Source organism: Stenotrophomonas sp. 2201_Sma (assembly GCF_056486685.1).
The window spans coordinates 1,282,655-1,295,662 of sequence record NZ_CM151329.1 but is presented as its reverse complement, the minus strand read 5'-3'; the positions used below and the strand labels follow the sequence as shown (position 1 = coordinate 1,295,662).

General features: G+C 65.5%; 11 protein-coding genes. 4 read left to right on the top strand and 7 right to left on the bottom strand.

What is annotated here, in order from left to right:
* Nucleotides 1-13 precede the first annotated feature (13 nt).
* From ACZLIF_RS06080 to ACZLIF_RS06060, 5 genes are all read right to left on the bottom strand, one after another.
* Nucleotides 14-550 carry a hypothetical protein gene (locus ACZLIF_RS06080; protein WP_464048680.1) on the bottom strand — a complete coding sequence of 179 codons (537 nt, stop codon included), beginning with the start codon at nucleotides 548-550 and terminating at the stop codon, nucleotides 14-16.
* Nucleotides 551-664: 114 nt separating this feature from the next.
* The gene (locus ACZLIF_RS06075) at nucleotides 665-913 is read right to left on the bottom strand and encodes a hypothetical protein (protein WP_464048679.1); all 249 of its coding nucleotides are present in this window, start codon (nucleotides 911-913) and stop codon (nucleotides 665-667) included.
* Between the two features lie 210 nt (nucleotides 914-1,123).
* Complete coding sequence (locus tag ACZLIF_RS06070) at nucleotides 1,124-2,095, bottom strand: hypothetical protein (RefSeq protein ID WP_478462418.1); 972 nt, start codon at nucleotides 2,093-2,095, stop codon at nucleotides 1,124-1,126.
* A gap of 38 nt (nucleotides 2,096-2,133) precedes the next feature.
* Complete coding sequence (locus tag ACZLIF_RS06065; RefSeq protein WP_478462416.1) at nucleotides 2,134-2,790, bottom strand: nucleotide-binding protein; 657 nt, start codon at nucleotides 2,788-2,790, stop codon at nucleotides 2,134-2,136.
* Nucleotides 2,791-2,881: 91 nt separating this feature from the next.
* The gene (locus tag ACZLIF_RS06060) at nucleotides 2,882-4,738 is read right to left on the bottom strand and encodes an integrase arm-type DNA-binding domain-containing protein (RefSeq protein ID WP_224119354.1); all 1,857 of its coding nucleotides are present in this window, start codon (nucleotides 4,736-4,738) and stop codon (nucleotides 2,882-2,884) included.
* A 294-nt stretch (nucleotides 4,739-5,032) separates the two neighbouring features.
* Between ACZLIF_RS06060 and mutS the strand changes: the two genes are divergently transcribed.
* The 3 genes from mutS (at nucleotide 5,033) to katG (ending at nucleotide 10,723) form a co-directional block, all read left to right on the top strand.
* Nucleotides 5,033-7,588 carry a DNA mismatch repair protein MutS gene (gene mutS, locus ACZLIF_RS06055; protein ID WP_478462414.1) on the top strand — a complete coding sequence of 852 codons (2,556 nt, stop codon included), beginning with the start codon at nucleotides 5,033-5,035 and terminating at the stop codon, nucleotides 7,586-7,588.
* A gap of 138 nt (nucleotides 7,589-7,726) precedes the next feature.
* Nucleotides 7,727-8,335: a DUF937 domain-containing protein gene (locus tag ACZLIF_RS06050; protein ID WP_128989457.1), complete on the top strand. Its 609-nt coding sequence runs from the start codon at nucleotides 7,727-7,729 to the stop codon at nucleotides 8,333-8,335.
* 147 nt (nucleotides 8,336-8,482) lie between these two features.
* Nucleotides 8,483-10,723: a catalase/peroxidase HPI gene (gene katG / locus ACZLIF_RS06045; RefSeq protein ID WP_128989455.1), complete on the top strand. Its 2,241-nt coding sequence runs from the start codon at nucleotides 8,483-8,485 to the stop codon at nucleotides 10,721-10,723.
* 111 nt (nucleotides 10,724-10,834) lie between these two features.
* On the opposite strand, the gene ACZLIF_RS06040 is transcribed toward katG, so the two are convergent.
* Together ACZLIF_RS06040 and ACZLIF_RS06035 are read right to left on the bottom strand one after the other, a co-directional pair.
* Nucleotides 10,835-11,242, bottom strand: a complete 408-nt coding sequence (locus ACZLIF_RS06040) for an RNA-binding S4 domain-containing protein (RefSeq protein ID WP_053518953.1) — start codon at nucleotides 11,240-11,242, stop codon at nucleotides 10,835-10,837.
* 9 nt (nucleotides 11,243-11,251) lie between these two features.
* Complete coding sequence (locus ACZLIF_RS06035) at nucleotides 11,252-11,488, bottom strand: hypothetical protein (protein ID WP_053518955.1); 237 nt, start codon at nucleotides 11,486-11,488, stop codon at nucleotides 11,252-11,254.
* Nucleotides 11,489-11,550: 62 nt separating this feature from the next.
* Between ACZLIF_RS06035 and ACZLIF_RS06030 the strand changes: the two genes are divergently transcribed.
* Complete coding sequence (locus ACZLIF_RS06030) at nucleotides 11,551-13,008, top strand: MATE family efflux transporter (protein WP_128989453.1); 1,458 nt, start codon at nucleotides 11,551-11,553, stop codon at nucleotides 13,006-13,008.

The following is a 13,008-nucleotide window of genomic DNA, read 5'->3' as shown; positions in this document are numbered from 1 at the left end:
TTGGCGCTAGTTACTACAGCTCGAGCTCGATGTGATCAGCGATCTTTTCGATCTTCTCTTCGCTCACATTCAGGGCAAACAACTGCCCCTGCACGGTGAACTCCATTGCGTCGTAGAAGGCCACCCCCCACACCTGCCAAGGAACCGCATTGAGCTGCTCGGCACTGAAGGAACGGAATCGCGACAGGGCTTCCTCCTGCGTGGCCGCCTGGATGGCATAGCTCCTTGTCGCCAATCCATCGCCGCAAAGCTCGGCGAAACCCTCTTTAGTATCGGCCGGATAGGACTCGGGGAAATCCATGAGGCCCGCAAGATGGCGAGGAAAACTGACTCGCGGCAGCACTTCAGCAATCCCTTCATCAACCGAGCAGGAAATGGCCTTTTCAACGCGATTGATGCTGAAAAACGTCACCAACGCCTCTGCCAACTTTTTTGCTGACTTCCGACACACCTCGCGCTCGGCGCCCTTGTTGCTTCGTCCAGGCATTGGCAACCGAGCGACGATGTCAAGCGCCGCGGTGATGTGAAAGGTAAAGATCTGCTGCGTCATGTCGATTCCTTGGTTTGGACAAAGCTCCGCCAGCACGGCTGGTCAGCCGCGTTTCGCGAACGTTTTTTTTGGGGGTTCGGCCAGACTGACCAGGTTTACTGCTGCGCTGCTGGCTTAGCCGTTGGCGGCGTCTTCGATGTCCAGGAAGCTGTTCAGCGTTGCCAGCTGCAGGGTGAGCACCTGGTCGGGGTGCACGCCCTGCAGGCCGCGGTTGGGCACGATGACCGACGTGCTGGTGTCGGCGGCAAGCAGGTCCAATGCGTGGGGCAGAAGGTCGGCCAAGGCGTCGGCGAGGACCTGCGGGGTCACGTTAGAGAAATGGTTCAAGAGCGAGGGGTCGAGCGAGAGGATGAGCGGTTGCATGACTGTCTCCGTGCTGGTGTGGCTCCATTTTCCAGTCACGATCCGCGCGCTTCGATGCCCTAAGAGGGCCTCCCCTCTTGGACCTGAATCCTCATTCATCCAGCCACGCTGGGGCGGCGGCGGAAGCCGCTGCCTCCCCGCTTTTATCTCTCCACGACCGAGCCGGCGGGCAGCCGGCGAGACAGGGGCGTTGCGCCCCTGAAGGACCCTCTAAAAGGGCGTTCCCTTTCTGCTCGGGGCAGGGGCCGGAAGCGAGACGTCCAGCAGTTCCGCTCTTGCTTCGTTACGAGCCGTGAGCGCCATCTTCGCGTCCTTCATTCGCTCTGCTTCGCGCGCTTTCAGCGCCATGGCTGGCGCGGCCTGCGGGTCCTCTTCGGCATCGAATGCAGCCCGTGCTTCCGATGCGTCTTTGATGGCCAGGGACTCCTCCCACGCCATGAAGTCGGCAACGGCGCCCAGCCAGTCCTTGTGGCATTGGAGCAACGCGCCTTTCAGTGCGGGCTGCGCCCAAGGCATGCCGAACGCTTCGGCAAGCCCGCGTTCCTCGACCTCGAGTTTGAAGTAGTTGTGTTGATCAACCTCAGCGATGTTCTTGCTTCGGAAGAACATACGAACATGGTCCTTCGCGCCCCGTGTTTCGATTGGCCTTACCGACGCCACCACCCGCTCGCCTCGCTCATCGACCCCAATCGTGAGCAGGAGGTCGCCATTGAGCTGCTCTCGAAACGTCGCCAAGCCCTCGGGCAGCGTTCGCGTGGCCCCCAAGAGGTGGCCTGCCTCCCTCGCATCCCGCCACGGACGGCCGCCCGGACGGCTTTTCTCGTCCTCGGCGGCGTCGATAAGATCCACCAGCGATATGGCGGCATGGGTGCGCGCCTGCCCCGGTTTGTCCACCACCACGCCCACCTTGCGAGCCCAGGCGTTGAAGGTTTCGTAAGTCATGTTCAGCAGGCCCGCGGCCTCGGCGGCGGTCCATGTGTCCGTCCGCACCACCTTCCGCTTGCCGGCCGCCAGCTCCTGGCGCTGCTTTCTCTCAACGGCCAGTTCGTTGTCGAGCACGCGCATCAGCTTCCCCCATGGCACGCCCCACCCGCCCGCGAACATGTCGTCCGCGTGCCCGTAGCGGTCGGCATAGCGACGGATCAGCGCCGCTTCGGTCTTTGCTTTTGAATCAAACGACATGCTTGGGATGCACCGATGTCAAAGGGGACTGTGGCAGCTTAGAAGCGGAACGGCGTGCGAGTGATTGGGTCCGCCGCGGGCGGCAGGCCGTCATCCAAGCCTTGAGCACGGGCTTGGTTCCGGACCTCGCTCCACGCCGCCTGAAACGCGGACTGTGCCGCCTCCATCGCGTCATCGAATGGCTCGCGCGCCGCAACGCTGGTCCAAGGCTCCAGCAGCGCCTCGGCCAAGGGGGCCTCCCAGATTTCGCCCTCTGCTAAGGCGCGATCCAAGGTGCCCTCGTCCACTGTGAGCACGTGCCCGGCAATCAGCCCTCCCACCACCGCCCATGGGTGGGGAATGGCCCAACCTTCGTGGGACGTGATCAACGCAGCAAAGCGCCCGGCGTTCTTGCGCAGCTTTTCCAATGCCACCTTGGCCTCGTGGATCTGCCGCTCCAGCTCCAGCTCTCGCTGCTGTTGGCTCAAGCGCTCCAGCTCAGCGGTCAGCCGACGCTCTTTCGCTGACCTGCCCTGACGCCCATCCTTCCAAGCCACCAGTTCGCCGTAGTCGTATTTCACATGCTGGTTGGGGCCATTGACGGCGCTGCCGGTGGCCTTCTGAAAGCGGGGCCCGGTGGGCGGGGTGCGTCGGCGCCACTCGCCCAGCGTGTCGGCGTGGATGCCCAAGAACCACGCGGCGGCTTTGGCGGACACCAACCCGCCTCCAACGCTCTTCGCCCGGGCCAACTCTGCGTTCCAAGAGGCTTCCGCTTTGGCTTGGAACGCCTCTTCTGTGCGAACGGGCTCAATCCTCGTCATCGAGCGCCACCTTCTGGTTGCGTGCTGCAAAAATCGTCACTGGCGGGTCGTTGACCTCATCCAGCCGTGGTTTGTCCGTGCCTTTCCAGCGGTTCCAGACCCGGGGACTGCTCGCCATCATGTGCTCTTCCACCACGGCAAACGCTTGACGCAGGACCGACCACTCCTGCTCGGTGTAGATCGCGTCGGTGGCCGCGGAATCCTTGTCCTTGATCCGGTGGTGAAGCATCTGCGACACGACCCGGGCCTTGGTGCCGTGAATCCGTTCGGCATAGCGCCCCAGGGTGCGACGCAAATCGTGGGGGGTCAGGCCGATATCCACCTCCTCGCGCAAATCGATCAGCCCAGCGTCGCGACGCACGTTGGCGATGATGGATTTGCTGTCGGAGTAATGACCCGTTTTGCTGCGCCCGGACCTTGCCGGAAAGACGAACCGGGTTCGATCCAACGCGTGCTCAGCGTCGGCCACCGCCGCCTCCAAGGCGTCGATCAGTCCCCGTTGCCCACCCCGTTTGCTCGCGGCGCTCAGCGCGGCCTTGGCGGCCTCCAATCCCTGCTTGGCCCCTGTATCGTCTGCGCGCTCGTTGAAGCGCCGCTGCAGGACGCGCTCGGCGAAGTAGGTGACGGGCAAGAACCGCTGCTCCTTGTTCTTGGTCTCGAAAAGGTAGACCTGGCTGCCCGCCCGCTTGGTGGTCGGGTTGATGTCCTCTGGCCCCGCCAGCCAGACCCAGGACACCATTTCCTGCGACAACTCTCCGGGCGTGCAGCGGTCATACCAGCGCAACGGAGCAGCCTCGCTGCGCCGTGTTCCCCAAAGCAAGGTCAGCAGCAGGTAGTCCGCCCCGGCCGCATTGCGCCCGCCTTGTTCGTCCCGCCGTGCTGCAATGGCTTTGAGGACCTTGGGCAGCGTTTTGTCGTCCAGGGGATTGCGAACCTCTGCCCGGCTGTAATGGTTTCGCAGCTCGTGCGCTTCCCGGAGCATGTCGCGGGTATGGATCACCACCAGCGGGTTGTAGAACTGGCGCTGGGGACGGCCAAACCGATGATCGCGGGCTCTTTCCTCGTCGATGAGGAAATCCACCGCTCGCCTGGCGTCCGAAAACGTGTGTTCCGTTGAACTCAACCCTGCAGCTCGCACCCGCTGGATGTATTTGCCGGTGATGCCCAACGCTTCCAGCTGGGAAACGGTGAGCTTGGCCCAATCCGCCACCTCCGCCAGCTTTCTGCTCATGTCCCGCGGAATGCGATTGGACAGTTGCATGGAACTGATCCGGCAAGCATCAAAGGCCTGCTGGATGACCTCCAAATGGAGCTCGTTCAAGGTTTTGTCCGCCAACCCAACCGTGGGGCGTGAAAGGCGGGCCAAACTGTCCCTCACCGCGTCCACGCTGGCCGGCTTGATCTTCTTGTTCTTTGCGCGGGCGTCCAAGTGGGCGATGTAACGCTCCAATGCCTCGCGCAGGGTCAGATCCCCGAACTCTTTTTCCGATTCCCTTTCCAGCGTTTCCAGCAACTGCTGGCGCTTGACGTGGACGGGGTTCTTCCCCGTTTCCTTCAACAGCGCCAGGTGCTCCCTGCACGCCTCCCTGGCCTCGTCCAGCCCCATGTCGCTCACGTTGCCCAAGGTGAAGCGGATCGGCGTGCCTGTGGGCCCTCGTTTCTGGCCAACGTAGGTGGTCATCGTGGAGCCGACCCGGAAGCCAAACCCCGTGGGAGCCCCCGGCCCGCCGTCCAGCACCACGTAAGCCTTCCCGTCCGGGCGCGGGACCAGCCGAACCTTTCCTTGCGCATCCAAGGCCGGGCCTTTGTGGACCGACAGCGCCAGCACCTGGGCGTAGGTCAAACTAAACTTGAGCGAACCCGCCCTACTGCTTGACGCTGGACTCTTCATCGCATGCCCCTCCGGGTGCCGGTGTTGCTACAGTAACGCACGCCCGCGGCCATTGCTACACGGCGTTGCTACACCCCACCCCACCCCATCCCGCGCCCGTCGCTACATCGTCACTACAGAAAACACCGTCACTCGCCCTCATTCGCCTCGAATCACCGTCACTCCACTCAAAGCCCTTCAACTCAAGTGATTGATATTAAAGAAAACAACAGCGCCAGCAAGGGCTCGAAGGAACACACGCCTGCGATGAAGCAGTTCTTCGCAGCGAAGTCCGAGTACCCGGATCTGCTGCTGTTCTTCCGCATGGGCGACTTCTACGAGCTGTTCTACGACGATGCACGCAAGGCTGCACGCCTGCTCGACATCACCCTGACCCAGCGCGGCAGTTCCGGCGGCGCCCCGATTCCGATGGCCGGTGTGCCCGTGCATGCCTACGAGGGCTACCTGGCACGCCTGGTGGCGCTGGGCGAATCCGTGGCGATCTGCGAGCAGATCGGCGACCCGGCCCTGGCCAAGGGGCTGGTCGAGCGCAAGGTGGTCCGCATCGTCACCCCCGGTACGGTCACCGACGAAGCACTGCTCGACGAACGCCGCGACACCCTGCTGATGGCCCTGTCGCGCACCCGGCAGGGCTACGGCCTGGCCTGGGCCGACCTCGCCGGTGGCCGCTTCCTGGTCAACGAAGTCGACACCGACGACGCGCTGGAAGCCGAGCTGGCGCGCCTGGAGCCGGCCGAGCTGCTGGTGCCGGACGAGGAGAACTGGCCGGACTTCCTGCGCCAGCGCAGCGGTGTGCGTCGCCGCGCGCCATGGCTGTTCGATGCGGACAGCGGTCGTCGGCAGCTGCTGGCCTTCTTCAAGCTGCATGACCTGAGCGGCTTCGGCATCGACGACAAGCCACGCGCCACGGCCGCCGCAGGCGCCCTGCTCGGCTATGTCGAAGAAACCCAGAAGCAGCGCCTGCCGCACCTGACCTCGATCGCGATGGAAACCGCCGGCGAGGCGATCGCCATGAACGCTGCGACCCGCCGCCACCTGGAGCTGGATACGCGGGTCGACGGCGATACCCGCAACACCCTGCTGGGCGTGCTCGACAGCACCGTCACGCCGATGGGCGGCCGCCTGCTGCGTCGCTGGCTGCATCGCCCGTTGCGCCTGCGCGAGGTGCTGGTACAGCGCCACCATGCGGTAGCGACGCTGATCGATCCCGGCAGCGATGGCGACATCCGCGAACAGTTCCGTCGCCTGGGTGACCTCGAGCGCATCCTCACCCGCGTCGCCCTGCGCTCGGCACGCCCCCGCGATTTCTCGACACTGCGCGATGGCCTGGGCCTGTTGCCTGCGGTGCGCGACGTGCTGGCGCCGCTGGACTCGCCACGCCTGCAGGCGCTGTACGCCGCGCTGGGCGAGCATGACGACTGCGCGCAGCTGCTCGCGCGTGCCATCGCTGAAATGCCGCCGCTGAAGCTCAGCGATGGCGGCGTGCTGGCCGATGGCTTCGACGAGGAGCTGGATGAGCTGCGACGCCTCTCCACGAACGCCGACCAGTTCCTGGTCGACCTTGAGCGGCGCGAGCGCGAAAGCAGCGGCATTGCCACACTGAAGGTCGGCTATAACCGTGTGCACGGCTATTACATCGAGATCAGCAAGGGCCAGGCCGACCGCGCACCGGTGCACTACACGCGCCGCCAGACTCTTACCAATGCCGAGCGCTACATCACCGAAGAACTGAAGGCGTTCGAGGACAAGGTACTGTCCGCGCGCGACCGCTCGCTGTCGCGCGAGAAGTTCCTGTATGAGCAGCTGCTGGACACGCTGGGTGCACAGCTGGAGCCGCTGAAGCAGTGTGCCGCCGCGTTGAGTGAACTGGATGTGCTGGCCGCATTCGCCGAGCGCGCGCAGGCACTGGACTGGTCGCGCCCGGAACTGGAAACGGCACCCTGCCTGAAGATCGAGCGCGGCCGTCACCCTGTCGTGGAAGCCGTGCGCGAGCAGCCCTTCGAGCCGAACGATCTGGACCTGCACCCGGACCGCCGGATGCTGGTCATCACCGGCCCGAACATGGGCGGTAAATCCACCTACATGCGGCAGAATGCACTGATCGTGCTTCTGGCCCACATCGGCTCCTTCGTACCGGCCAGCCGCGCCGTGATCGGCCCGATCGACCGCATCCTGACCCGCATCGGCGCCGGCGACGATCTCGCCCGCGGGCAGTCGACCTTCATGGTCGAAATGGCCGAGACCAGCTACATCCTGCATCACGCCAGCCCACATTCGCTGGTGCTGATGGATGAGATCGGCCGCGGCACCTCCACCTATGACGGCCTTGCCCTGGCCGACGCGGTGGCCCGCCACCTCGCCTACGAGAACCGCTGCTACACGCTGTTCGCCACCCACTACTTCGAGCTGACCGCGCTGGCCGACGAGCAGCACGAGGGCGGCCGCAGCGGTATCGCCAACGTGCACCTGGATGCGGTCGAGCATGGCGAAGCGCTGGTGTTCATGCACGCTGTGAAAGACGGCCCGGCCAACCGCAGCTTCGGACTGCAGGTGGCCGCGCTGGCCGGCCTGCCTCGATCGACCGTGGCACAGGCGCGGCGGCGCCTGGCCGAACTGGAACAACGGGGCAGCGAGAGCCACGCGGCGGAGCTGGCCCCTCAGGCGCTGGATGCCCCGCAGCAGTTCGGCCTGTTCAATGCCCCGTCCAGCAAGGCGCAGGAGGCGCTGGCCGCCATCGATCCGGACGAACTGACGCCCAAACAGGCGCTGGAAGCGCTGTATCGGCTGAAGTCACTGCTGTAACCGGCATGGGACCGGCGCAACGCCGGCCCCCCCTCCCGCCCCCGGTCAGAGCGAGCCTGCGCCCGGCAGCCTTCGCATTTCCGTCGTGCAGGCGGCGTTATGCTCGGGCGGTCCTTCCTTCACAGAACGGAGACCGCCATGAACACCGAATCCCTCGCCGCATCCCTCTTCCAGCAGCTGCAGCAGGGGCAAGGCCTGCAGCAGGTTTCCCAGCAGCTCGGCCTGGACAGCAGCCAGACCACCCAGGCGGTGGGCAGCGCCTTGCCGCTGCTGCTGGGCGCAATGGGCCAGAACGCCAGCGAGCCGCAGGGCGCGCAGTCCCTGCTCAACGCGCTGCAGCGTGATCATCTGGGCACTGCCGGGGGTGGCGGCTTCGACCTCGGCAGCATCCTCGGCGCAGTGATGGGCGGCGGTGGCAGCGGCGCCACCGATGGGGCCGGCATCCTCGGCCACATCTTCGGTGGCCAGCAGCCGCAGGCCGCGCAGGTGCTGGGCCAGAAGACCGGGCTGGACAGCGGCACCTCCGGCAAGCTGCTGGCGATCCTTGCGCCCATCGTCATGTCCTTCCTGGCCCAGCGCTTCGCCCAGCAGGGCAACGCCAGCGAACTCAGCAGCGCCCTCGGCCAGGAGGCGCAGCAGTCCGGCGGCATCGGCAGCATGCTGGGCGGGGTGCTCGATCAGGACGGCGACGGCCAGTTCGGGGCCAGCGACCTGCTGAAGCTCGGCGCGGGGCTGCTCAAGCGCTGATCGCACACACCCGTACAAGCGCTGGATTCAATAGGCAGCCACTATCGCATTGGTTGAATCAATCGAATTTACCGATCCACAGGCGCCACCTAATGTGGGTCGGGCCTCCCCCGATTCCACCTTTCGCCAGTCCACAGGTACAGACCCATGAAAAGCGAAGCGAAGTGCCCCTTCAACCATGCCGTCGTCGGTGACGCGACGACCAACCGCGACTGGTGGCCGAACCAGCTGCGCGTGGACCTGCTCAACCAGCATTCCGCGCGCTCCAACCCGCTCGATGCCGGCTTTGATTACGCATCGGCGTTCAAGAGCCTGGACTATGCCGCGCTGAAGGCAGACCTGAAGGCGCTGATGACGGACTCGCAGGACTGGTGGCCGGCCGATTTCGGCCACTACGGCGGCCTGTTCATCCGCATGGCGTGGCACAGCGCCGGCACCTATCGCATCGGTGATGGCCGCGGTGGTGGCGGCCGCGGCCAGCAGCGCTTCGCTCCGCTCAACAGCTGGCCGGACAACGTCAGCCTGGACAAGGCGCGACGCCTGCTGTGGCCGATCAAGCAGAAGTACGGCCAGGCCATCTCCTGGGCCGACCTGCTGATCCTGACCGGCAATGTCGCGCTGGAGTCGATGGGCTTCAGGACGCTGGGCTTCGCCGGTGGCCGGCCCGATACCTGGGAACCGGACCAGGATGTGTACTGGGGCCGCGAAACCACATGGCTGGGCGGTGACGTGCGCTACAAGCACGGCTCCGAAGGCGTGGTGGAATCCCACGGCGTGCTGGTGTCCGATGACGATGCCGATGGCGACGTGCATTCGCGCAAGCTGGAGAACCCGCTGGCCGCAGTGCAGATGGGCCTGATCTATGTGAATCCCGAGGGCCCTGACGGCAACCCCGACCCGGTACTGGCTGCACATGACATCCGTGACACGTTCGGCCGCATGGCGATGGACGATGAGGAAACGGTGGCGCTGATCGCAGGCGGGCACAGCTTCGGCAAGACCCATGGCGCCGGCCCGGCCGACAACGTCGGCAAGGAGCCTGAAGCGGCCGATCTGGAAAGCCAGGGCCTGGGCTGGGCCAACAGCTTCGGCAGTGGCAAGGGCGGCGACACCATCACCAGTGGCCTGGAAGTCACCTGGACCCGTACTCCAGCGCAGTGGAGCCATGACTTCTTCGAGAACCTGTTCAAGTACGAATGGGAACTGACCAAAAGTCCGGCCGGCGCGCATCAATGGGTGGCCAAGGATGCCGAAGCGGTCATTCCCGATGCGCACGACGCCTCGAAGAAGCACCGCCCGACCATGCTGACCACCGATCTGTCGCTGCGCATGGATCCCGCCTACGAAAAGATCTCGCGCCGCTTCCTGGCCGATCCGCAGGCGTTTGCCGATGCGTTCGCGCGCGCCTGGTTCAAGCTGACCCATCGCGACATGGGGCCGCGCGCGCGCTATCTGGGTCCGGAAGTGCCGGCCGAAGAGTTCATCTGGCAGGATCCGCTGCCGGCCGCAAAGCACCCGCTCATTGATGCCAAGGACGTGGCCACGCTGAAGCAGGCGATCGCCGCAAGCGGCCTGAGCGTCCCTGAACTGGTCTCCACGGCCTGGGCATCGGCCTCCACCTTCCGTGGCTCGGACAAGCGGGGCGGCGCCAATGGTGCGCGCATCCGCCTGGCACCGCAGAAGGACTGGCCGGTAAACCAGCCCACCCGTCTGGCCAAGGTGCTGGCCGCGCTGGAAAAGGTGCAGAGCGGGTTCAATGCCGGCAGTGAAAGGCAGGTGTCGCTGGCCGACCTGATCGTGCTGGCCGGTGGCGTGGGCATCGAACAGGCCGCCAAGGCCGGTGGACACGACATCAGCGTACCGTTCACGCCGGGCCGTACCGACGCCAGCCAGGAGCAGACCGACGTGGAATCGTTCGCGGTGCTGGAACCGGCGGCCGATGGATTCCGCAACTACCTCAAGGGCGCCTACAGCGTTCCGGGCGAAGCGCTGCTGATCGACCGGGCGCAACTGCTGACGCTGACCGCCCCGGAGCTGACCGTGCTGGTCGGTGGCCTGCGCGTACTGGGTGCCAATGCCGATGGCAGCGCGCACGGCGTCTTCACCGATCGGCCCGGGACACTCAGCAACGACTTCTTCGTCAACCTGCTGGACATGGGCACGCAGTGGAAGGCCACCGGTCGTGAAACCTACGAAGGCCGCAGCCGCAACGACGGCGCCGCACGCTGGACCGCCACCCGTGCTGATCTGGTATTTGGATCCAATGCGGTGCTGCGTGCGCTGGCAGAGGTCTATGGCAGTGCAGACGGCGAGAAGAAGTTCGTGCAGGACTTCGTCGCGGCGTGGACCCGGGTGATGGAGCTGGACCGCTACGACCTGCACGGCTGATCACCGGCAGGCCCGGCGCTGCTGTCGGAAGGCCCGCCGGGCATGGCCCGGCGGCGCTACCACTGGAAGGCTCGTCGGGCATGACCCGGCGCTGCCTTGGGGGCGTTTGCGTTACAGCGCGTCGATGTCGCCCAGCGCGCGGATCAGACGCCGCGCGCGCTTGTCCGGCTTGTGCTCCGGTGGCTGGAAGCCGTCGCGCGCGGCGATGCGCAGTGCGCGCTGCTCGGCGCGCCGTGCCTTCGAGGCCTCGCTCTCGGCATACAGCTGGTGCGCGACCGGGGCAGGCCCGCGCTGGTCGCTCAGGCCCATCACCTGGATCTCGAAATGCTCCTCGCCGCGATCGACCTGCAGGTGCTCACCCACGCGCACCGCGCGCGAGGACTTCGGCCGCTGACCGGCCACGCTGACCTTGCCGGTTTCGATGGCCTGCTTGGCCAGGCTGCGGGTCTTGAAGAAACGGGCCGCCCACAACCAGATGTCCAGACGGACACTGGGCGACAGCGGGGAAAGCTCAGGCATCGGCAGGTACTACTCCGTTCGCTTGTTCAGGGGGCGCGGATTGTCGGGGTCGGTGCGGCAGCCGCTGCCCCCGATCAGGGTCGGTGCTCCGGCAGCGAGATCCTGGCGCTGGCTGCCGACCAGACATTCGGGGCGGTCGGTCGGCCGCACCTGGGTATCGCCCAGCCGGTCTCCCGACGAACATGCGGCCAACAGGCCGCCAATCAAGGCCAACGTCATCGACCTCACCTGCTGTCGTTGATGCATTGCCACATCCCGCGAACCGGCTTGGTGCTAGTGTGCGCCTCCCGGGATTCGATCACCACCCCATGGCCAAAGCGCCGCTTGACCTGACCGCCGGCCCGATCGGCCGCAATCTCCTGCTGTTCTCGCTGCCGATCCTGGCGGGCAACATCGCGCAGTCGCTGAACGGTTCGGTGAACGCGGTATGGGTGGGGCGCTTCCTCGGCGAAGCGGCACTGACCGCCACCGCGAACGCCAACAACATCATGTTCTTCCTGATCGGTTCGGTGTTCGGCTTCGGCATGGCCTCCACCATCCTGATCGGCCAGGCCATCGGTGCACGGGATATCGCCCAGGCACGGCGCGTGGTCGGCACCAGTGCCACGTTCTTCATCGGCCTGTCGGCGATCATCGCCATCGCCGGCTGGTTCATGGCCCATCCGCTGCTGGCGGCGATGGGCACGCCGGCGGCCTCGCTGCCACTGGCCGAGGCCTATCTGCGCATCATCTTCCTGGCAATGCCGACGTTGTATGCCTTTGCCTTCCTCAGCGCCGCGCTGCGCGGTGCCGGTGACTCGCGTACGCCGTTCCGCTTCCTGCTGCTGTCGGTGGTGCTGGATATTGCATTGAATCCGGTACTGATCTTCGGCATGGGTCCGTTCCCGGAGCTGGGCATCGCCGGTTCGGCCTGGGCCACGCTGGTGTCGCAGACCCTCTCGCTGGGCGGCCTGCTGCTGTACATGCGGCACAAGCGCCACACGCTGTGGCTGGGTCGCGCCAACATGCGCCTGTTCAAGCTGGACCTGACCATCCTCAAGGCACTGGTGGTCAAAGGCGTGCCGATGGGCCTGCAGATGGTGCTGATCTCGCTGTCGGTGATCCTGCTGATGACCATGGTCAACCAGTACGGCACCGAAACCGCGGCGGCCTATGGCGCCTCGTTGCAATTGTGGAACTACGTGCAGATGCCGGCGATGGCGATCGGCGCGGCCTGTTCGACGATGGCCGCACAGAACGTGGGTGCCCAGCAGTGGGATCGCGTCCGCGGCACCGCACGCAAGGGCGTGCTGTTCAATTTCCTGCTGACCGGTGCGTTGATCCTGCCGCTGGTGCTGCTGGACCAGTACTCGCTGGCCCTGTTCCTGCCGCAGGGCAGCGAGTCGCTGCAGATCGCGCGCCACCTCAACCATGTGGTGATCGGCTCGTTCCTGTTCTTCGGCGTGAGCTTCGTGATTTCCGGCGTAGTGCGCTCGACGGGTGCGGTGATTCCACCGCTGCTGATCCTGGCCGCGTCACTGTGGGGCGTGCGCGTTCCGTTCGCCGAACTGCTGCAGCCCTATTGGGGCGCAGATGCGATCTGGTGGAGTTTCCCGGTCAGTTCTCTGGTGTCGATGCTGCTGTCGCTGGCGTACTACCGCTGGGGGGGATGGCGGAAGGCGAAGATGATCAGCACACCCGCGAAGGCCGAGGCGATTGCCACACCGTCGGAGATTCCCGCCTGCCCGCCGTCACCGGTGGCGGACCCGGATGCCGTGACCCGGTAG